The organism is Williamsia sp. z34, from assembly GCF_059553395.1.
In genome coordinates this window covers 351,960-370,690 of sequence record NZ_JCANWW010000006.1, presented here as the reverse complement: position 1 = coordinate 370,690, position 18,731 = coordinate 351,960, and the positions used below count along the sequence as shown (strand labels likewise).

The window sequence follows — 18,731 nt, the reverse complement described above, 5'->3', positions numbered from 1 at the left end:
ATGCGGCGTGGTCACCGGACCAGCGCATGTCGCCCGGTCTGACACCGCATCGGCGGGCTCTAGGCTGTGGGGATGCGCGGGAAGCTGTCGGTAGCAGCGATGGGTCTCACATCGCTGTGCCTGTTCGGTACCGCGTGTTCCGAGGGTTCGTCGCCGGCATCGGAATCATCGGCGTCGACGGAGTCCGTGCCGAACACACCCGCTGCACTCCTGCTGCCCGCCCGGGAGTTCCCCAAGGGTTACCAGCCCGCTGATCTGGGCATCGTCGACCTGCGGGCGCAGAATGCCGCCGCGCTCGAATCGGCCCGATCGGCGCAGTTCGACCCTCCGCAGTGCCGACCGACCGCAGACGCCGATCTGAACGACCAGCTCGACGTGTCCAACGCGGCGCTCTCGGCATGGCAGTCACCGACGGGCGGCACCATCACCGAGTTGGTGACCACGGTGCCTCGCGACATCGACGCCGACGTGCGGGTCAGCGTCGGCGAATGCGCGCAGTTCACGATCACGGTGACGCAGGGCAGCACGGCCGGGACCACCGTGCTCACGCAGAATCGGCGCCTTACGCCCCCGGCCCTGCCGACCTCCCGGTCGCTGATGGTCGGCTCGGTGGCGACCACCACATATCCGGGGGGACGGACGGCCACGTCGCAGACTCTGGCGGGCTATGCCGTGGTCGACGGGATCACCGTGCAGTTGGTCGCCAACTCGACCGAAAAAGGCCTGAGCGACGTCGAATTCGCGGATTTGTTCGCCGAGGCAGTGGACCGGGTGGCCGCCGCGAACAAGTGATTCGCGGTCGTCGTCACTGTGATTCCGCTCACCATCGGCAGGCGCGACGTTGGAACGGCGAGCGCCGGTGTGCGCCGAGCGACGGGCCGGCTGGAGTGAGAGTCGATTCGTATACTTGCAGTACGCGCGTACTTTTTGGCGTACTCGCCAGTAACTAAGCGCGAGTTGTTCACACCGCAATCTTCGCAACATTCGCAAGGCTCTGCGAAAAGCTGGCCTGAATTCGCATTTGCGGCTTGTAGACCTGCGGCTTTACCTGTGGCACTCTCGGTGAAGCAGACGCCCTCAGGGGTTACTAAATTGCTAAGTCGATCCGGACGAGTTCAGTTCGACCGAACTGGTTCGGACCGCCTCACAGCACAAGCTCAACGAATATGGAGCGCGAGATTATGAGCACCGTCGGAAAACCAAGGACTGCCGCCGAGATCCAGCAGGACTGGGACACCAATCCTCGTTGGAAGGGCATCACCCGCGACTACAGCGCTGAATCGGTCGAGAACCTGCAGGGATCGGTTGTCGAAGAGCAGACTCTCGCTCGTCGCGGCGCCGAAATCCTCTGGGAAGGTGTCACCAAGGGTGACGGCAGCTACATCAACGCACTCGGCGCCCTCACCGGCAACCAGGCCGTGCAGCAGGTCCGCGCCGGCCTGAAGGCCGTGTACCTCTCCGGCTGGCAGGTCGCCGGCGACGCGAACCTCTCCGGACACACCTACCCGGACCAGTCGCTGTACCCCGCGAACTCGGTTCCCTCGGTTGTTCGCCGCATCAACAACGCACTCCTGCGTGCCGACGAGATCGCCCGCGTCGAAGGTGACAACTCGGTGGACAACTGGGTTGTGCCGATCGTGGCCGACGGCGAAGCCGGCTTCGGTGGCGCCCTGAACGTCTACGAACTCCAGAAGGCCATGATCGCTGCCGGCGCCGCCGGAACCCACTGGGAAGATCAGCTCGCATCGGAGAAGAAGTGCGGCCACCTCGGTGGCAAGGTGCTCATCCCCACCCAGCAGCACATCCGCACCCTGAGCTCCGCCCGCCTGGCAGCTGACGTCGCCAACGTGCCGACCGTGGTAATCGCCCGGACCGACGCCGAGGCCGCCACCCTGATCACCTCTGACGTCGACGAGCGTGACAAGCCGTTCATCACCGGCGAGCGCACCGCCGAGGGCTACTACCACGTGAAGAACGGCATCGAGCCGTGCATCGCGCGTGCGAAGTCCTACGCTCCGTACGCCGACATGATCTGGATGGAGACCGGCACCCCCGATCTCGAGCTGGCTCGTAAGTTCGCCGAGTCGGTCAAGAGCGAGTTCCCCGACCAGCTGCTGTCCTACAACTGCAGCCCGTCGTTCAACTGGAGCCAGCACCTGGACGACTCCACCATCGCCAAGTTCCAGAACGAGCTCGGCGCAATGGGATTCACCTTCCAGTTCATCACCCTCGCCGGCTTCCACGCCCTCAACTACGGCATGTTCGACCTTGCCTACGGTTACGCCCGCGAGCAGATGACAGCATTCGTCGACCTGCAGAACCGCGAGTTCAAGGCTGCCGACGAGCGCGGCTTCACCGCAGTCAAGCACCAGCGTGAGGTCGGCGCCGGCTACTTCGACCGCATCGCCACCACCGTTGATCCCAACAGCTCCACCACTGCGCTGAAGGGCTCCACCGAAGAAGGCCAATTCCACTAAGCTAGACCGCCTCTCCGATTCATTGGCGTACTAGTCAGGCGGTCCGCGACTACCCGTTGCGGGCCGCCTGCTGGTTTTCTACCGGCTTTTGGGCGTACCCCACAAGGGTTACCCTCATCTTGCCCTTATGTGTGGTTTCTTTTGGTTCAAAGATGTTGTGGCTTAGCAGTTTCAGGAGTTTGTGATGAGCGAGAAGATTACGCGGGTTGGTGTCATCGGTGCCGGGCAGATGGGCGCGGGCATTGCCGAGGTGTGTGCTCGTGCGCACGCCGACGTGCTGGTCTACGAGACCACTCGCGAACTCGCTGCTGCCGGACGCTCGCGCATCCTGCGTTCGCTCGACCGTGGCGTGAGCAGCGGCAAGCTCACCGAACGTGAGCGTGAACAGGCTTCCTGGCGTTTGCGTTTCACCTCCGACCTCGGTGACTTCGCCGACCGGCAGATGGTGTGCGAAGCCGTCGTCGAGGATGAAGCGGTCAAGACCGAGATCTTCAAAGAGCTCGACAAGGTGGTCACCGATCCAAACGCGGTGCTCGCCTCCAATACCTCGTCCATCCCGATCATGAAGCTCGGGATGGCCACCGCCAATGCACATCGCGTGGTGGGGATGCACTTCTTCAACCCGGTGCCGGTGCTACCACTGGTCGAACTGGTCACCACATTGGTGACCGCCCCGGAGATCACCGCCCGCGCCGAAGAGTTTGCCCACGACATCCTCGGCAAGCAGGTCGTGCGGTCGTCCGACCGGTCGGGATTTGTGGTCAACGCGCTGCTGGTCCCGTATCTTCTCTCGGCAATCCGTATGGTGGAGAGCGGTTTTGCCACGGTCGAGGACATCGACAAGGCGATGGTCCTGGGTTGCGCGCACCCGATGGGACCACTCAAGCTCACCGACCTGGTCGGCCTCGACACCGTCAAGGCCATCGCCGACAAGATGTACGAAGAGTTCAAGGAACCGCTCTACTCGCCGCCGCCGCTGTTGCTGCGCATGGTCGAGGCCGGCCGGCTCGGCAAGAAATCCGGGCACGGCTTCTATCAGTACGACGCAGCGAAGACCGGCGTCAAGAACTAGCGACGCCCGTCAGTTCCTGACCCGCGCGGGGTGGGGGACCTGTCAGTCGATCGTGATCTCGCCCATCTCGGACCAGCCGTCGGCGTCGATCTGCTGACTGACGATCCTGGGTGTGGCCGTCAGTGCCTGCGGCATCTCCTGCTGCGTGGCCTTCTTGAAATGGTCGCTGTTGACGTGGGCGCCGGCCGCATCGTCGTCGAATGCTTCCACCAGCACGAATTCGTTGGGATCATCGACGCTGCGGGACCACTCGAACCACTTGTTGCCGGGCTCTTTCCGCGTTGCCTCGGTGAACGGACCGACCAGATCGAGCCACTTCTCGGTCCACTCGGGCTTCACCTGAAACTTCACCACGATGAAAATCACTTCGCCCTCCAGAAATGTCGACTACGGGTGCACCCTGCGAAAATGCTAGTTGTGTGGGGCGGGGATCTGGCAGGTATCCGGGGGAGTGGGCACTGTCGTCGCATATTGAGACCCCAATGACGAGAAGTGCCCTTCCCGTGATGGGAAGGGCACTTCTTGACGATGTTGCTGTACGTGCGTGGAGATTTACGGGAACAGTCCGGGGATCAAGTTGCCCAATCCGAGACCGCCGAGTGAGCCGCTGCTGTCGCCGCCCGCAGAGCCGGTGGCCTTGAAGTTCGTGGTGCAACCGTTGAACGACACCGAGTCGACGTATACCGTTTCGCCGGGAGTGGCCGGCTGCGCGGAGACCCCATAATTTGTGACGACAGTTGCGCCGCCGGCAGCCTCGATCAACGCATCGAGTGTCGATGGGGTGCCCTTGGGAATGCCGGGCAGATTCCGGGTCGACCACCAGTTGGTTGCCTTGGTGGCATCCTGGTCGCCGGCGGTACCCGGGCTCGCCCAGGCAAAGGTGGCGAAGCCGTTCTCGGAGGCGGGAGCACCTTGTGTGTCAGCGCCGGTGACACGGATCTGCCAGTTGGCATTGCCTTCGGTCTGCTTGAACATCAGCGACCCTTTGATGTCCGTGGCCTTGAGTTCACCCGCGGGGTGATACCAGGCCTTCCGCGCCGAGGATGGCTCGGTGGCCAGCACCAGCGAGCCGTCAGTATCGAGAGCGGTGGTGTCGCTGTACTTCGCTCCGGCCTCTTCCGGGAACGGGTTGCCCCAACCGTTGGCGTCGGTGCCGGTCGACACCGTTGCGCAGTTGGTGGCATCTACCGGTGCCGCCGTGGCCACGGCGGGAAAGAAGAGAGCGGCGGCGCTGACTGCGGCGGCAGCGGTGGTGGCGCGAACGAAAGTGCGGTTCATAGCTGTGAATCGACCCCCAAAAGGTTGGTTTGTTGCGTTTGTGTCACGTCAACTTAACAACTGTCATGTGGGTGAATGCAAACGTCGATTCCTTGAATTATTCGACCTTTAGCAATGGTTCTTAGTTGGGGTGGTTCGAATACCAAGATCTGTGAGATCTGCTAATTAATTTGAAAACCAGTGGGCTGGACCAGCTTTGAGCAGGCTGTATGTCCGTATTTCGGTAGTGGAAAGCCGCCCTTTGGGGTTTGCTGGTCTGAATAGGTTGAGCCATATCGATCCTCGTTGGTGCATTAATGTGTCCATAAACTGGGGCTTGAAGGAGGTCAATTGACCTGATATGGAAATTCGTCGAAATTCATATGACCCCATTACAGGGGGAGCCGGGTTGGCCACCAAAAATTCGCGCCACTTACCTGCGTTCGCGCCCGTTGCAGCTGGCGCGAACGCAGGCAAGTGGCGCGAATTTTCGGTGGCTAGGGGTGGGGTCAATGGGTGGGCGGGAACAGCGGTCCGCCACCGAACGGAGCCCGATGTGACTTCGGCACCGCGCCGTCGTTGTTGGCCAGGCCGTAGTCGGCGCCGAGCTCGGCGGTCACCAAGGTCTGTCCGTTACGTTTGTCCAGATCCGGGTCTCGCCAGAGCCGGTCGATGACCCGGCCGACGAACTCGGGGTGTTCGGCTTCGCCGATCTTGAAGCCGGCGAACTCGTCGATACCCAGCGACAACAGCAGCTCGGTCTGAATCAGCCCCAGCCACAGGGAGATTGCGCTCACGCCGGTGCCGGACAACTCATGGCCCATGTCGAAGGCCATCTTGTCCAGTGCGGCTTTGCTCATCCCGTAGAGGACCGAATGCAGGTGCCCGCGGGTGCCGAACGACGAGATGTTGACCATCAGCCCATGCCCTTGCGGCACCATGAGCTGCGCCGCATGGACGCATGCCACGTAATGCGCGCGAAGGCCGACGGTGATCAGGGTGTCCCAATCGGAGACGGGACGCTCCCAGAACTTGTCACTGAAGCCGCCGAACCCCTTGGGTGCGGCCCAGGCATTGTTGACAAGAAGGTCGAGCCGACCTTGTTCGGCGGAGATCGTCCCGAACAGGGAGGCCACCGCCTCGTCGTCGGAGTGGTCGCAGCGCACACCGAACCCGGTGCCCCCGGCGGTGTTGATGTCGGTGACTGTCTGACCCAGTGGATCCGTCGGCGCGGTCCCACCGCGTGCGGTCACGTACACGGTCCATCCGGCCGCTCCCAGCGCCGTGGCCACCCCTTTGCCGACACCGCGGCTGGCCCCGGTGACCAATGCGACCGGAGCCGCTGACATTTCCTCACCCATGGGGGTCAATCTATCGGTGAAGGCGCCTCGGGGAGTGGATGTTCCTGCGCGTTGAAGTAGTCGCTGGAACCGCCGGCCGCTGCGATCCCGGAGATCGCCGACCACACCAACATGGTCAGGTAGTTGATCAGCTCTTCCTTGCCGAGGCGCTGCTCGACCATCCACCAGTGCACCGCGAGCTGGATCGCGCCGACCAGGCCGTAGGCCCACGTCTCCACACCGGCGGTCTCGGAACCCTGATCGACCATCCGGTTGATCATCACGAACGCCAGCATCTGCGCGACGAGCTTCTGCGAGTCGGCGAGTACCTGAGCACCCGAGCCGCCCGCCGTGACGAACGAGTAGATATGTGGCTCATCGGCGACGGTCTGGACATAGACGGAGATGACCATCCGGGTCAGGTCGAACTCTTCGAGATCCTCGTTGATGGCATCGCTCAGACGTGGGACCAGAACCGTTTCGATGAAGCGCATCATCGCGGCAGTGGTCAGGTCGCCCTTGTCGCTGAAGTACCGGTAGAGGACGGTCTTCGAGACGCCGATCTCGGCGGCGATCTCGTCCATGCCGGCGTCGGGCCCGAGCGTCCGGACCGCGGCGAGCGTGCCGTCGACGAGTTCGGTGCGGCGGGCTTCCTTGTGGCTTTCCCAGCGGCGCTTGCGACCGTCTGTCTTGACGTCCTCGATACCGACCTGACTGCGAATGGCCTTGGGCAGAGACACACCCTTGGCGGCGGCCGTCGCAGCCGCGGCGACCGCAGCACGCGCGGCTGCTGCCGGATTCGGTCGGGCGCACATCACCCGTCCACCTTATGTTCCCCGGCACGCGGGTAGTGCATTGAGAGCAGGGTCGCTCGTGCCATCTTCGATTCAACTGGCGAGATTCGGTAACACTGGATGAATGCAAACGACACAGGCGCCACCGGTCGTGCCGGCCGTGCCCAAGCGCAACATCGCCGGGATCGGGGGTGGCGACGCGCAGCGTAGGGCCGCACTGCGCCGAATGAAGATGGTCGCGACCGGGTTTCTGCTGCTCGCGGCGGTGATCTATTTCTTCTGCCGTTGGCTCGAAGATCGCGACGGGGACAACGTCGCGGCCTGGGTCGGCTATGTGCGCGCCGCGTCTGAGGCGGGCATGGTCGGTGCACTCGCCGACTGGTTCGCCGTCACGGCGCTGTTCAAGCATCCGCTGGGCATTCCGATCCCGCACACCGCTCTGATCCGCAAGAAGAAGGATCAGATCGGCGATCAGTTGGGCGAGTTCATCGAAGAGAACTTCATGACCCCGGATGTGATCGAGGAGAAGGTCACCCAGCTCGCCCTGCCGAAACGGGTGTCGTCCTGGCTTGCCGATCCGAAGAATGCACCTCGGGTGGGTGCGGAGGCCGCACGTGGGATCGCGTTCGCGGCGGAGATGCTCGACGACGAAGACATCGAACAGCTGATCCTGGCGGGGATGAAATGGGCGGCCGAACCGGAGTGGGGCCCGCCTGCCGGGCGCGTACTCGAACAGCTCATCGCCGAGAACCGTCTCGAACCGGTGATCCAGCTCGTCTGTGATCGCGCACATGACTTCGCCCTCGGCAGTGAGGAGCTGATCGATCGGGTGATCGACAAAGATGGGCCGGCGTGGGCGCCCAAGTTCGTCAATCATCTTGTGGGTGACCGGATCTACCGAGAACTGGTCGAATTCTCGTTCAAGGTCAAGACCGACCCGCACCATCAGGTGCGGACCGCCATGACGGCGATGATGGTGCAACTCGCCTACGACCTCCAGCATGATCCGGCGACGATCGAGCGGCTCGAGGCGATCAAGTCGGAGCTCCTCGAACGCGACGAGGTGACCGGGGCGGCGTCGACGGCCTGGAACGCGGGCAAGGCGTTGATCGAACAGCTCCTGGCCGACCCGAACGGAACCCTGCGCAAGACGCTGACCGACTCGGTCATCGGCGTCGCCGTGCGGATCCGCGATGACCACGAGCTGCAGGACAAGATGAACCTCCTGATGGTCCGGGTGGCGCGGCACGTGTCCGAGAACTACTCGCAGGAGATCATCTCGGTCATCACCGAAACGGTCCGGGGATGGGATGCCGATGACACCAGCAACAAGATCGAACTGCAGGTGGGACGCGATCTGCAGTTCATCCGCATCAACGGCACCGTGGTCGGAGCGCTGGCCGGGCTGGCGATCTACACCGTGTCCGTGTTGCTCTTCAACTGACCGAACACCCAAGAAGGACGGGTTGCTTTGTGGCCTTGGTCACGAATTAGCACATTGCTTGCAATTGCTAGCAGACGTGGCACCATGGTTACCGAAACCTGAAGGAGTCACCGATGGTTCCAATGCCAACTGATCCAGAAGACGGGCCGGTGGCGGCGGCCGCGAACGCGGCCCAGGACATCGCCCAGGACCTCAGTGCCAACGTTGCCACTGCAGCCCAAGACATAGGCAGCTTCATCAGGTCTCAGCGGATTGCCGCCGAGGTGTCACTGCGCCAGCTCGCCGAGCGTGCCGGGGTGAGTAATCCGTATCTCAGCCAAATCGAACGAGGGTTGCGCAAGCCTTCGGCCGATGTGCTGGCCCAGATCGCCAAGGGTCTTCGCGTATCGGCAGAAGTGCTCTATGTGCGGGCCGGGATTCTCGAAGAGCGTCCCGCGAGCCCGGTGCGCGACGCGTTGATGGCCGACACCGTCATCAGCGAACGCCAGAAGCAAGTGTTACTCGAGATCTACGAGTCTTTCTGTAAAGAGAGCCGTGCCGAGGTCGAAAGTGGCACCAACACAACACAAAGCACTTCAAAGTCCACGCTGGAGGGACATGATGACCAAAGCTGATCGTAATCTTGCAAACCCGTTGTACGCCGCCGTCGGCGCCGGAGATCTGGCGCTCAAGCAGGTCAACGACGTGATCACGCAATTGCGTGAGCGCACCGAGACCGCGCAGGCGCGATTCGAGGAGACCCGCACCACCGCGCAGGCTCGTATCGAGGAGACCCGCAGCACTGCGGAGAAGCGTCTGGAAGAGACTCGCGAGCGGATTTCGGCTCTGCCGGAAGAGGTTCCGTCCAACATCGAAGAGTTGCGGACGAAGTTCACCAGTGAGGAACTGCGCAAGGTCGCCGAGGCCTACATCGAGGTCGCGACCAACATCTACAACTCGCTGACCGAGCGCGGCGAGGAGACCGTGGAGCGATTGCGTGCCACACCCGCCGTCGACGAGCAACTCAGTCGCGTCGAGAAGGTATACGGCGACGCGGTCGACCTCACCGAGGACACCCTGGGCACCATCTCGACCCAGACCCGCGCCGTCGGCCAGCGTGCGGCAAAGCTGGCGGGCATTGCCTCGACCCGGATCGAAGAGACGTCGGAGAAGATCGAGGACACCTCCGAAGAGGCCGCCGAGCAGATCGCCGGCGCCGCCGGGACCGTGGAGGCGAAGGCTCGGACCGCCGCTGACTCCCCGGCAAAGAAGATCGCCGAGGCCAAGGCCCCGGCCAAGAAGACTCCGGTCGCGAAGGCCCCGGCCAAGAAGGCTCCGGCCAAGAAGGCGACCCCTGCGAAGAAGGCCCCGGCCAAGAAGGCCACGACGAAGTAGGGCCGGCCGAGTTGGCTTCGGTTATTCGACCGGCCGCAACAATGCGACGCCGCGACCGTCAGGCGAATTGGACAGTAAGGTGAACGCGTGGACATTCTATCTTTCATGGGTTATGCGCAGAGCTTTGTCCTTCTCGCTCTGACGGTTGTGGCCGGCATTGCGGCGGCAGTCTCGCTGGTGCATGCCGCGATCCAGCGGCCGGATGCGTTTCCGGCCGTCGATCGCCAGAGCAAGGTGATCTGGGTGTCGATACTGGCCGCCGCGACGGTGTTCATCTGGCTCTTCGGTGCCATCGGTCTCCTGGGGATCGTCGGAGTCGTCGCGACGCTGGTCTACATCGTGGATGTTCGCCCGCGCGTCGATTCGATCCAGCGCAAGTCGTGGTTCCGCAAGGTTTGATCGGCGCCGTCGTCGTGGGGTCGACGCCGTCGGACGTGAGGCGACAGACCTTGACAATGCGTGGTGTCATATAGCACGCTGGTCCCATCGCCAAGAACCGCTGGTGGCCGACCTAGAATGGGCAGATGGCTGAATACCGGATCAACGAGCTTGCGGATATCTCCGGCGTCAGCGTTCGCAACATCAGGGTGTATCAGGATCGTGGGCTGCTGCCTCCGCCGAAGATCAAGGGACGCACGGGGTGGTACTCCTCCGAGCACCTGAGCCGGCTGAAGATGATCTCGCAGATGCTCGAGCGTGGCTACACCTTTGCCACCATCAGTGAATTGCTGATGGCAGCGCGATACGGCCTCAAGGTCGAGCACGTACTCGAGGGCGAGCCCAAACGTGGCAGTCGCTGGAAGAACTTTCGCCGGGTCGCGACGATCACGATCTCCGAGCTGCGCAAGGGCCTCGGGGCCACCGACAGCAGCATTGCCCTTGGGCAGCGGCTCGGTCTGCTGGTCAAAGAAGGCGCCGGATACGCCGTCACCAACCCGGAGGTCCTGGCCGGTGCCGAGGTTCTGGTCAAGGCCGGAATCGATCTGGAAGTCCTGCTCGATCGCTGGGAGCGGGTGCAGGACGATTTGCAGGACATCGCTGCGAGCTTCGTCTCGATCGTCACCGACAAGTATCTCGTCGAAGGGGAACCCTTCGAACTCGAGGAGAGCGAAGTGATCAGGCTTGCCGAGCTGGTGCAGACCGTTCGGCCGATGGCGCACGACATCGTCGAGGTCGCCTTCAGTAAGGCCATGGACGCCGAGATCTCCAGGGCTCTCGATCGTGGTGCCGAGATGATGATGGCTTCCGAAGACGAGAAGCCGGTTGCCACCGGCGATGTTGAAAGCACTAGAGAAGCATGAGGGGGTACGTGTGAACGGAAAGAAGATCGCGCTCGGGGGAGCGATCGTCGGGGGCGGAGTGGTCGCGGCCGGTGCGGCGATCACCGGAGCGTTCCTGGGATCGATCGTCCGCGCAGCGTTGCTGGCGCCGGATCCCGTTGACGACCAGCCTGATCCGCTGCTGGCGGTCCCCGCCACCGAGCCCGAGCGGATACCCGTCCGTACCGCCGACGGTACCGAACTCAACGTGCTCGCCTACGGCCCGCCCGACGGCGAGTTGCTGGTGCTCGTGCACGGTTGGACCTGCAGCACTCAGTACTGGTATCCGCAGATCAACGCCTTCGCTGATCGGTACCGCGTGGTCGCGTACGACCAGCGCGGGCACGGCAGTTCGCCGCGGGGGACCTCGAAACTGACGGCCGATCTCCTGGGGCAAGACCTGCAGGCCGTGCTCAGTGCGGTTGTCCCGCAAGGCCGTAAGGCCCTGATCGCCGGCCACAGCATGGGTGGTATGACAATACTGTCGTGGGCGAACCAATTTCCCGACAGCGTGCCCGAATCGGCGCGCGCGGTGGTCCTGACCTCCACCTGCGCCGAACACCTGCTGCCCAACCTCGGCCTGATCCCGCTCGACCTGCCCGATGCGCTCTCTCCGATGGAGTACCTGACCAGCCGGCTCGTCGCCGGTGCCACCATTCACCTGCCGCGAACCAAGATGTCGCGCAAGGTCACCCAGTACATCGCGCTGAACACGACCTCCCGCGGATCGCATGTCGACTTCTGCGACGAGATGGTGTCGGCCTGCCCCGGACGATCGCGGGGTAAGTGGGGCAACGCGCTGGTCAACCTCGACGTCTCGGGCGGTTTGGACGCGCTGGTGGTGCCGACACTCGTCGTCGTCGGCGCCGACGACAAACTCACGCCGTCCGTGCATGCCGAATCGATGGCCACCGTGCTCCGCGGCCATGGCCACCTCGACGACCTCGTGGTGTGGCCGGGGATCGGGCACATGAGCAGCATCGAGAACTCGGCAGGTTACAACGCGCTGCTCACCGATCTGTTGAATAGAACGGCCGGCTGATGTCCGGGGGTCAGCCGTTGTTGCGGGCCCCGCGGATCGACGTGCGGCACACGGTCATCGACCGTCCCGGCGGCGCATCGATCGCAGTCTACGAACATGGTCCGGCCGACGGTGTCCCAGTGGTACTCGTGCACGGCTTCGCTGTCAGTGCCCGATATTGGAATCCACAGATCAACGGTCTGTCGGATCGATTCCGGGTGATCACCTATGACCAGCGCGGGCATGGCCGGTCTCGCCTCGGCAGCGCAGCCATGATCAATGATCACCTCGGCCAGGACCTGTCTGCGGTACTCGACCACACCGTGGCCGACGGCCGGCCGGCGGTGGTCGTCGGACACAGCATGGGCGGGATGTCGGTGATGAGTTGGGCCACGCAGTACCCGTCCGAGGTGGGACGCCATACGCGGTCGATCATGCTCGCCGGTACGGCGGCAACCTCGCCGGTGACCAAAGGTCCTATCCGCCTGGTCAATCCGGTCAGCGTTCTGCGTCGCGTCCAATACGAGATGGCGTGGCTGGCGTTCGGCGCCATCCACTGGCCCGGCGGTGATCTGTTGATGCGATCGGGCATGATGGCCGCCGGCGCGGTCTTCCCCGGGGCGACCCGGGCGCAACTGGCGTTTCTCGGCGAGATCCTGCGCGACACCGATTGGCGTACCAGGGAAAAGGTGGGCCGCTGCCTGGAGAACCTGAACGTGGTCCGGGGCCTGTCTGCGATGACGGTCCCGGTCGCCGTTCTCGTCGGTGGCCGCGATCGTCTCACGCCACCACGGCTCGCGGTCCCGCTCGCCGAGGCGCTGAGCCACCGAGGTTCGCTGGAACGGTTCGAAACCTGGCGGGATGCAACACATCTGCTCAATTGGGAGCAGCCGCACCGGTTCAATGCCGTCATCGCAGACCTGGCGGCAGCGCGGGGTGCGCGATGACGGCGCCGCGGGTGCTCTCCGTGTCGGTCGGCAGGGTGCAGTCATTGCGGTGGCATGGACGTGCCGTCCCGTCGGGGATCGCCAAAGTGCCGGTATCGGGCCCCGTCGCCGTGGGTAAACGCGGGGTGGTGGGTGACGAGCAAGGCGACCGGCGGAACCACGGCGGACCCGACAAAGCGATTCTGGCCTACCCGGACGAGCATTACCAGGCGTGGGGCGATGAGCTCGGTACCCGCGGTGTCCCGTCCTTCGGTGAGAACCTCACCATCACCGGGCTACTCGAAACCGAGGCCGTGATCGGTTCGGTGTACAACATCGGGACCGCGACCGTGCAGGTGAGCCAGCCCCGGCGACCGTGCTTCAAACTCGCGGCCTTCCACGGTGTCGACGACCTCGCCGTGGTGACCCAGCGCACCGGCCGCACCGGCTTCTATCTGAGAGTGCTTGTGCCCGGCCGGATTTCATCCGGAAACGTGATGGTGCTGCAACATGCTCCCCGCCACGGCATCACGGTCGCCGAGGTCCATCGCGTACTGAACATCGACCGCGGGGATGCGGCGGCCATTCGGCGACTGCTCGACGAACCCGGTGTGCTGCCCCAGTCGTGGTCGACTCTTCTGCGCAAGCGGCTCGCGGGGCGGCGGGAAAGTGACAGTCGACGCCTGCACGGTCGTCCGCCGGACGCGACGGGATGAGTCGCGCTCGGCGGCGGTGAGCCAAGGCTGGTTCAGCCTTCGGCGAAGCCGTCGAGGACGGCCCGCGATCCGGACAACCCGAGCCGGGTGGCGCCGGCCGCGATCAGCTCCGCCGCGAACTCCGCGGTCCGGATACCGCCACTGGCCTTCACCCCGACATGGGACGGCACCGCCGCCGACATCAGTTGCACGGCTTCGACACTGGCACCACCGGCCGGATGGAAGCCGGTCGAGGTCTTCACCATCGTCGCACCGGCCTTGACCGCGACCTTGCAGACCGCCGTCACGGTCTCGGGTCCGGCGAGTGCGAGGAGCGCCGCCGATTCGATGATCACCTTCAGGGTGATCCCGGCCCCGATGCCCTCACGCACCGTCAAGATGTCGGTGAACACCTCGTCGAGTTTGCCGTCGACCGCCGCGCCGACGTCGATCACCATGTCGATCTCCTGCGCACCGGAATCGACGGCCAGCTTCGCTTCGGTGGCCTTGATCAGCGAATGGTGTTTACCCGATGGGAAACCCACCACAACACAGCTCAGCGCCGACCCGGTGTTGATGGGGAGCATCGAGGGTGACAGGCAGACGGCGAGTACCCCGAGGTCGTTGGCCTCGGCGACGGTGGCCTCGGCGTCCGCGCGGGTCGCCTCGGGCTTGAGGAGTGTGTGGTCGACCATGGCGGCGACGACTGATCGGGTGAGTTGTGTACCGGTCGGGGTGTCGGGCATGAATCGAGCTTGGCACACTGGACGGTTGTGACCACATTCTCGCCGCCAGATCCGGCCGGCCATCGGTACGTGCTGACGCTCGGATGCCCCGACACCACGGGAATCGTTTCCCGTATTTCAGGCTTCCTCGCCGAGGTCGGTGCGTGGATCGTCGAAGCCGCCTATCACTCTGATCCCGACACCGGTTGGTTCTTCACCCGACAGGCCGTCCGAGCCGATTCGGTGGCGCTGACGGTCGAAGAGCTACGCGCCCGCTTCGAAGCCGAAGTGGTGGCCGAACTGGGCCCCGAAACCGAGTGGCGGGTCAGTGATTCGGCCGTCCCGAAGAAGACCGTGCTGTTGGTGAGCCGGGAAGGCCATTGCCTGGGCGACCTGCTGGGCCGGTCGTACCGGGGTGAGCTGCCCGCGGAGATCGGTGCCGTGATCGGCAATCACCGCGACCTCGAGGACTTCAGCACCCGCATGGGTGTGCCGTTCCACCACATCCCGTTCGACAAGGACAAGGCCGGGGCCTTCGAGGAGTTGCAGGCAGTGGTCGACTCCCATGACCCCGACGCGGTGGTGCTGGCGCGGTTCATGCAGATCCTGCCCGAGGCGCTGTGTGAACACTGGGCAGGCAAGGCGATCAACATCCACCACAGCTTCCTGCCGTCGTTCATCGGAGCGCGGCCGTACCACCAGGCCTTCAAGCGGGGCGTCAAGCTCATCGGTGCGACCTGCCACTACGTCACCGGTGAACTCGACGCCGGTCCGATCATCGAGCAGGACGTGATCCGCGTCGATCATTCGGACTCGGTGGCCGACATGGTGCGCCAGGGCCGCGACATCGAGAAGCTGGTGCTGGCGCGCGGACTGCGGTGGCACCTGGAAGACCGGGTGCTGGTGCACGGCCACAAGACGGTCGTCTTCAGCTGATCGAGCGGTCCCCGGTCGTCAGATGACGGTGCAGCTCTCGCTGCTCTCACCGGACTCGCTCGAGCCGGTCGTCTGGTTGTTCAGCGCGAGATCGCTGCCGGAGACCGCGAACTCGACACCCTTGTCGGAGACGGTGAGCTGTTCGAAGGTGAGCTCGTTGAACAGCGGCGGGAACAGACCCGCGCTGATCTGATCGACCAGGGCCTGGGCCCAGGAGTTCGGGATGCCCAGGGTGGCGGCGCTGGCCTGCACCACCTCGAACGTGAGTTTGCCGTTCTGGGTGACCGGTTTGAGCTCTGCTTCGGCCGGGATCGACAGCATCAGCAGCTGGAAGTTGCCCTTGACGGTGATCGTGCCCGCGGCGGCGTCGCCGGTGACGCTGTCCACGGTCATCCCGCCGCCCATCGCGCCCAGGAGCCCGCTCAGCCCGCCGCCGGAGGGTTCGGACGGCTCGGTGGGTTCTGTCTGGGGTGTCTGGCTCAGTTCCATGATGCGGGCGAACGGCACGTAGCCCGAGCCCTGGAGTTCACCGATGGTGGTTTCGTTGTCACCGCTCTGGATGTCGTCGCCGCGGGCGTGCAGGCGCATCGAGGAGTCGCCTTCGTTGCTGGTGTCGACCTGGACGTAGGGAACCGTTCCGGAGGCCCACTGGAGCAACATCGGCCGCTTGCTCAACGAGACCGACGTCGAGGCGCCGGTGAGTTCACCGAACGACTGCTCGAGGCAGTCCTGGGCCTTGTTACGGATGACCAGCTCACTGCCCACGCCGATGATCACCAGCAGCAGCACCACGCTGAGCGCGATCGCACCGGCGATCATGCCGGTCCGGCGTTTGGGCCGCTCCGGCGAAATCGGCTCGTATGTCTGCCCAGCGGCGGGCGGGGGACCACCGGCGTCGGAGAACGGCTCGAACCCGTCGGGCGGTACTTCGAGCTGCGAGGTGTCCTGGCGACCGCTCGAATAGGCCTCGGGGGCAGGGCCGGGCGCAACCGGTGGGAACCGGTCGGTGTCCGAGTCGCGTTCATCACTGGTTGCATTGTCGGACACACCGGGCGGCTGCGCACCCTCAGCTGGTTGTTCAGGCGCAGGTCCGTCGTCCGGAGTCGAGTCGGCGTCATCGCGGTTATTCATCACCGTCGATGATGCATGGTCAGCGCGCGACCGTGTTTAAGAGTTTACTGAGTTTCGGTATCGGCGCTGGTAGGGGCCAATTAATTCACGTCGCGACGATTCGGTAAAACGGCGATCGCACGACGGGCACGGTCGACTTCGTCGAAGTCGAGGTCGACGACCGAAAGCTCTGGTGCATCACCGAGTTCGACGTGCACGGTCCCGAAAGGCCCGGCCAGGATCGAGTGCCCGACGCCGGTGGGTGCGGTGGATTCGGCCACCCGGGGATCAGCCGGAACCGCTTGTCCCACAGCGGCGACAAAACATCCGCTGTCGAGTGCACGGGCTGCGGCAAGGGTTTGCCACTGCGCCAGCTTCCCCGGGCCGGCACCCCACGACGTCGGGACGACGATCAGCGTCGCGCCGCGGTCGGCGAGTGTGGTGAACAGTTGGGGGAAGCGGATGTCGTAACAGGTGGCCGCGCCCACGGTGACCGCCCCGACGTCGAACGTGACCGCGTGGTCCCCGGGTTCCACGGTCTTCGATTCGGCGAATCCGAAGGCGTCGTACAGGTGGATCTTGTCGTAGCCGGTGATCTGCCCGTCCGGGCCGGCGATGACCAGGGTGTTGCGTACCCGGTCGGCGTCGCCGGGGGTGAACATCCCGGCGACCACGGCGATCTGATGTTCGGCGGCGAGCTTGCCGACCGCGGTCGCCCACGGGCCGTCGAGTGGTTGCGCGACGGGACCCAGGGGGACTCCGAAGCGGCACATCGTGGCCTCCGGGAAGACGACCAGGTCTGCACCCTGTGCTGCGGCGGCGGCGGTCTGCTCCGACACCGTCGCCAAGTTCTCGTCCGGGTCGGAACCGCTGCTGATCTGGGCGATGGCAATACGCATGACATCCACCCTACGACCGGTGGGCCGGATCAGACGGCGGGGGCGACCTGGTCCCAGGGGACGGTGACGATGTTGTCGCGATGGCGCCGACGATCGGGTGTCGGGGCAAAGCCGAAGGTGGACAACAACTCCAGCGTCCGGTGCCAGCGTTGTCGCGGGCCGAAGGGCGCGAACGGCGCCGCGATGTCCCAGCAGCGATCCAGGGTGGCCAGCAGGTTGTGGACCCGCTCGCCGGGCACGTTGCGGTGGATGAGGGCCTTGGGGAGGCGTTCGGCCAGGTCCGAGGGACGCGCACTGCGCGCGGGATCCCACGCCAGCGTGAAGGTCAGGGGGCGGTGCGCGTCGAGCAGGATCCAGCAGCACCGGCGGCCGAGTTCGTCGCAGGTTCCCTCGACGATGTAGCCGCCCGGGGCGAGTTGTCGCTGCATGCGCTCCCAGGCCGCGTCGACCTGGGATTCGTCGTATTGCCGCAGCACGTTGAAGGCCCGGACCAGTTGCGGTCGGAGGCCGGCCAATTCGAATCCGCCGACGGCGAACCGGACCCCGTCCTGCGGCGGGACCACGCGGGCCGGATCGATCTCGAGCCCGACGAGCTGGGTGCCGGGAACCACGGCACGGAGCCGGGACGCGAGTTCGAGTGCGGTGTCCGGGCGGGCGCCGTAGCCGAGGTCGACGGCCAGCGGCTTCCGCGCCGACTCCAGGGCAGCAAGTATCGGCCGGTGATGGGCTATCCAGCGATCGACACGACGGAGCCGGTTGATACCGGTTGTACCGCGGGTGATCGTCCCTTCCGGCCGCCGCTCAGAGATTGGCGTCGATCCACCCCGAGGTGAATTCTGCTTCACCTCGGAACAGATCGGTCAGGTTGACCAGCATGAGCTGCTCTAGCTTGCCGTTGATGAACGGGATGTAGACCTTGACCTCGGTGGTCCGACGGAGGGTGCAGCCGGTCTCGGTGGGGAACAGCTCCTGCACGCCGGTCAGGCTGCCCGGGCCGGCCGGGATCGACGCCGCGTACGTGCCCTTGGTGCTGTCCGGGTCGAAGGGGCCGAGTGATTCGGTGCGGGTGATGATCATGTCCTTGGACATCACCGTCTGCGCGATCGGTGGCAACTCTGTGCGCGGGAGGACCTGCTTGAGGACGACGTCGACCCCGTTGTCGCCGACGATGTGGGAATCGATCTCGGACTGCGGGGTGAGCTTGCGGAACTCTTCCATCTGCGCCTCCCAGAACTCCCGGAGGGTCAGGGCCTCATACACCTTCTTCGGGGCATGGTGGTACCGGGCGGAGTAGGACAGACGTCGTGCCATGGGCACAGGGTAACCCGTGGGGACGTCAGGC

The 18,731-nt window shown here is 64.5% G+C and carries 21 protein-coding genes; 12 read left to right on the top strand and 9 right to left on the bottom strand.

Annotated elements, in window-relative coordinates; all coding sequences use genetic code 11:
- The first annotated feature begins 72 nt into the window (after positions 1 to 72).
- From AC51GT_RS17555 to AC51GT_RS17545, 3 genes are all read left to right on the top strand, one after another.
- A complete protein-coding gene (locus AC51GT_RS17555; protein ID WP_496329580.1) occupies positions 73 to 792 on the top strand; it encodes a hypothetical protein in 720 nt (239 codons plus the stop codon).
- A gap of 389 nt (positions 793 to 1,181) precedes the next feature.
- Entirely contained in the window at positions 1,182 to 2,477 is a 1,296-nt protein-coding gene (gene aceA / locus AC51GT_RS17550; protein ID WP_496325022.1) for an isocitrate lyase, read from the top strand.
- 184 nt (positions 2,478 to 2,661) lie between these two features.
- Complete coding sequence (locus tag AC51GT_RS17545; protein ID WP_496325021.1) at positions 2,662 to 3,549, top strand: 3-hydroxybutyryl-CoA dehydrogenase; 888 nt, start codon at positions 2,662 to 2,664, stop codon at positions 3,547 to 3,549.
- Positions 3,550 to 3,591: 42 nt separating this feature from the next.
- Here the strand turns inward: AC51GT_RS17545 and AC51GT_RS17540 are convergent, their stop codons facing one another.
- From AC51GT_RS17540 to AC51GT_RS17525, 4 genes are all read right to left on the bottom strand, one after another.
- Entirely contained in the window at positions 3,592 to 3,915 is a 324-nt protein-coding gene (locus AC51GT_RS17540) for a putative quinol monooxygenase (RefSeq protein WP_496325020.1), read from the bottom strand.
- 186 nt (positions 3,916 to 4,101) lie between these two features.
- On the bottom strand, positions 4,102 to 4,827 hold the full coding sequence (locus AC51GT_RS17535; protein ID WP_496329579.1) for a hypothetical protein: 726 nt from the start codon (positions 4,825 to 4,827) through the stop codon (positions 4,102 to 4,104).
- Between the two features lie 488 nt (positions 4,828 to 5,315).
- Positions 5,316 to 6,167 (bottom strand): SDR family NAD(P)-dependent oxidoreductase, encoded by an 852-nt coding sequence (locus AC51GT_RS17530; protein WP_496329578.1) that lies wholly within the window; start codon positions 6,165 to 6,167, stop codon positions 5,316 to 5,318.
- 5 nt (positions 6,168 to 6,172) lie between these two features.
- On the bottom strand, positions 6,173 to 6,961 hold the full coding sequence (locus tag AC51GT_RS17525) for a TetR/AcrR family transcriptional regulator (protein ID WP_496325017.1): 789 nt from the start codon (positions 6,959 to 6,961) through the stop codon (positions 6,173 to 6,175).
- A gap of 103 nt (positions 6,962 to 7,064) precedes the next feature.
- Here AC51GT_RS17525 and AC51GT_RS17520 point away from each other — a divergent pair, with 103 nt between their 5' ends.
- The 8 genes from AC51GT_RS17520 to AC51GT_RS17485 all read left to right on the top strand — a co-directional run bounded on the left by AC51GT_RS17520 (position 7,065) and on the right by AC51GT_RS17485 (position 13,740).
- Entirely contained in the window at positions 7,065 to 8,384 is a 1,320-nt protein-coding gene (locus tag AC51GT_RS17520) for a DUF445 domain-containing protein (RefSeq protein WP_496325016.1), read from the top strand.
- A 122-nt stretch (positions 8,385 to 8,506) separates the two neighbouring features.
- The gene (locus AC51GT_RS17515) at positions 8,507 to 8,998 is read left to right on the top strand and encodes a helix-turn-helix domain-containing protein (protein WP_496325070.1); all 492 of its coding nucleotides are present in this window, start codon (positions 8,507 to 8,509) and stop codon (positions 8,996 to 8,998) included.
- Positions 8,985 to 9,758, top strand: coding sequence for a heparin-binding hemagglutinin (locus AC51GT_RS17510; RefSeq protein ID WP_496325015.1), 774 nt, complete (start codon positions 8,985 to 8,987; stop codon positions 9,756 to 9,758). The genes AC51GT_RS17515 and AC51GT_RS17510 overlap by 14 nt, the downstream gene beginning before the upstream one ends.
- A 105-nt stretch (positions 9,759 to 9,863) precedes the next feature.
- Positions 9,864 to 10,157, top strand: a complete 294-nt coding sequence (locus AC51GT_RS17505; protein ID WP_496325069.1) for a DUF2516 family protein — start codon at positions 9,864 to 9,866, stop codon at positions 10,155 to 10,157.
- Between the two features lie 125 nt (positions 10,158 to 10,282).
- On the top strand, positions 10,283 to 11,059 hold the full coding sequence (locus AC51GT_RS17500) for a MerR family transcriptional regulator (RefSeq protein ID WP_496325014.1): 777 nt from the start codon (positions 10,283 to 10,285) through the stop codon (positions 11,057 to 11,059).
- A gap of 10 nt (positions 11,060 to 11,069) precedes the next feature.
- A complete protein-coding gene (locus AC51GT_RS17495) occupies positions 11,070 to 12,119 on the top strand; it encodes an alpha/beta fold hydrolase (protein WP_496329577.1) in 1,050 nt (349 codons plus the stop codon).
- Positions 12,119 to 13,045: an alpha/beta fold hydrolase gene (locus AC51GT_RS17490; RefSeq protein WP_496329576.1), complete on the top strand. Its 927-nt coding sequence runs from the start codon at positions 12,119 to 12,121 to the stop codon at positions 13,043 to 13,045. Before AC51GT_RS17495 ends, AC51GT_RS17490 begins: the two co-directional genes overlap by 1 nt.
- Positions 13,042 to 13,740, top strand: a complete 699-nt coding sequence (locus tag AC51GT_RS17485; RefSeq protein ID WP_496329575.1) for an MOSC domain-containing protein — start codon at positions 13,042 to 13,044, stop codon at positions 13,738 to 13,740. The genes AC51GT_RS17490 and AC51GT_RS17485 overlap by 4 nt, the downstream gene beginning before the upstream one ends.
- Positions 13,741 to 13,772: 32 nt before the next feature.
- On the opposite strand, the gene deoC is transcribed toward AC51GT_RS17485, so the two are convergent.
- Entirely contained in the window at positions 13,773 to 14,465 is a 693-nt protein-coding gene (gene deoC, locus AC51GT_RS17480) for a deoxyribose-phosphate aldolase (protein WP_496329574.1), read from the bottom strand.
- A 27-nt stretch (positions 14,466 to 14,492) separates the two neighbouring features.
- On the opposite strand from deoC, the gene purU reads away from it, so the two are divergent.
- A complete protein-coding gene (gene purU, locus AC51GT_RS17475) occupies positions 14,493 to 15,380 on the top strand; it encodes a formyltetrahydrofolate deformylase (protein ID WP_496325009.1) in 888 nt (295 codons plus the stop codon).
- Positions 15,381 to 15,398: 18 nt separating this feature from the next.
- Here purU and AC51GT_RS17470 read toward each other — a convergent pair whose 3' ends face one another.
- The 4 genes from AC51GT_RS17470 to AC51GT_RS17455 form a co-directional block, all read right to left on the bottom strand.
- Entirely contained in the window at positions 15,399 to 16,511 is a 1,113-nt protein-coding gene (locus AC51GT_RS17470) for an LmeA family phospholipid-binding protein (protein WP_496329573.1), read from the bottom strand.
- 80 nt (positions 16,512 to 16,591) lie between these two features.
- Positions 16,592 to 17,389 (bottom strand): carbon-nitrogen hydrolase family protein, encoded by a 798-nt coding sequence (locus tag AC51GT_RS17465; protein ID WP_496329572.1) that lies wholly within the window; start codon positions 17,387 to 17,389, stop codon positions 16,592 to 16,594.
- Positions 17,390 to 17,418: 29 nt separating this feature from the next.
- Positions 17,419 to 18,234, bottom strand: coding sequence for a class I SAM-dependent methyltransferase (locus AC51GT_RS17460; RefSeq protein ID WP_496329571.1), 816 nt, complete (start codon positions 18,232 to 18,234; stop codon positions 17,419 to 17,421).
- Complete coding sequence (locus tag AC51GT_RS17455; RefSeq protein WP_496325005.1) at positions 18,191 to 18,700, bottom strand: DUF2505 domain-containing protein; 510 nt, start codon at positions 18,698 to 18,700, stop codon at positions 18,191 to 18,193. The genes AC51GT_RS17460 and AC51GT_RS17455 overlap by 44 nt, the downstream gene beginning before the upstream one ends.
- Between the last annotated feature and the right edge of the window lie 31 nt (positions 18,701 to 18,731).

Bases quoted from the DNA above. Each gene is read 5' to 3' on its own strand.
- AC51GT_RS17555 (WP_496329580.1), top strand. From the start codon at position 73: ATGCGCGGGAAGCTGTCGGTAGCAGCGATGGGTCTCACATCGCTGTGC.
- aceA (WP_496325022.1), top strand. From the start codon at position 1,182: ATGAGCACCGTCGGAAAACCAAGGACTGCCGCCGAGATCCAGCAGGAC.
- AC51GT_RS17545 (WP_496325021.1), top strand. From the start codon at position 2,662: ATGAGCGAGAAGATTACGCGGGTTGGTGTCATCGGTGCCGGGCAGATG.
- AC51GT_RS17535 (WP_496329579.1), bottom strand. From the start codon at position 4,827: ATGAACCGCACTTTCGTTCGCGCCACCACCGCTGCCGCCGCAGTCAGC.
- AC51GT_RS17530 (WP_496329578.1), bottom strand. From the start codon at position 6,167: ATGGGTGAGGAAATGTCAGCGGCTCCGGTCGCATTGGTCACCGGGGCC.
- AC51GT_RS17525 (WP_496325017.1), bottom strand. From the start codon at position 6,961: ATGTGCGCCCGACCGAATCCGGCAGCAGCCGCGCGTGCTGCGGTCGCC.
- AC51GT_RS17520 (WP_496325016.1), top strand. From the start codon at position 7,065: ATGCAAACGACACAGGCGCCACCGGTCGTGCCGGCCGTGCCCAAGCGC.
- AC51GT_RS17515 (WP_496325070.1), top strand. From the start codon at position 8,507: ATGCCAACTGATCCAGAAGACGGGCCGGTGGCGGCGGCCGCGAACGCG.
- AC51GT_RS17510 (WP_496325015.1), top strand. From the start codon at position 8,985: ATGACCAAAGCTGATCGTAATCTTGCAAACCCGTTGTACGCCGCCGTC.
- AC51GT_RS17505 (WP_496325069.1), top strand. From the start codon at position 9,864: ATGGGTTATGCGCAGAGCTTTGTCCTTCTCGCTCTGACGGTTGTGGCC.
- AC51GT_RS17500 (WP_496325014.1), top strand. From the start codon at position 10,283: ATGGCTGAATACCGGATCAACGAGCTTGCGGATATCTCCGGCGTCAGC.
- AC51GT_RS17490 (WP_496329576.1), top strand. From the start codon at position 12,119: ATGTCCGGGGGTCAGCCGTTGTTGCGGGCCCCGCGGATCGACGTGCGG.
- AC51GT_RS17485 (WP_496329575.1), top strand. From the start codon at position 13,042: ATGACGGCGCCGCGGGTGCTCTCCGTGTCGGTCGGCAGGGTGCAGTCA.
- deoC (WP_496329574.1), bottom strand. From the start codon at position 14,465: ATGCCCGACACCCCGACCGGTACACAACTCACCCGATCAGTCGTCGCC.
- AC51GT_RS17470 (WP_496329573.1), bottom strand. From the start codon at position 16,511: ATGAATAACCGCGATGACGCCGACTCGACTCCGGACGACGGACCTGCG.
- AC51GT_RS17465 (WP_496329572.1), bottom strand. From the start codon at position 17,389: ATGCGTATTGCCATCGCCCAGATCAGCAGCGGTTCCGACCCGGACGAG.
- AC51GT_RS17455 (WP_496325005.1), bottom strand. From the start codon at position 18,700: ATGGCACGACGTCTGTCCTACTCCGCCCGGTACCACCATGCCCCGAAG.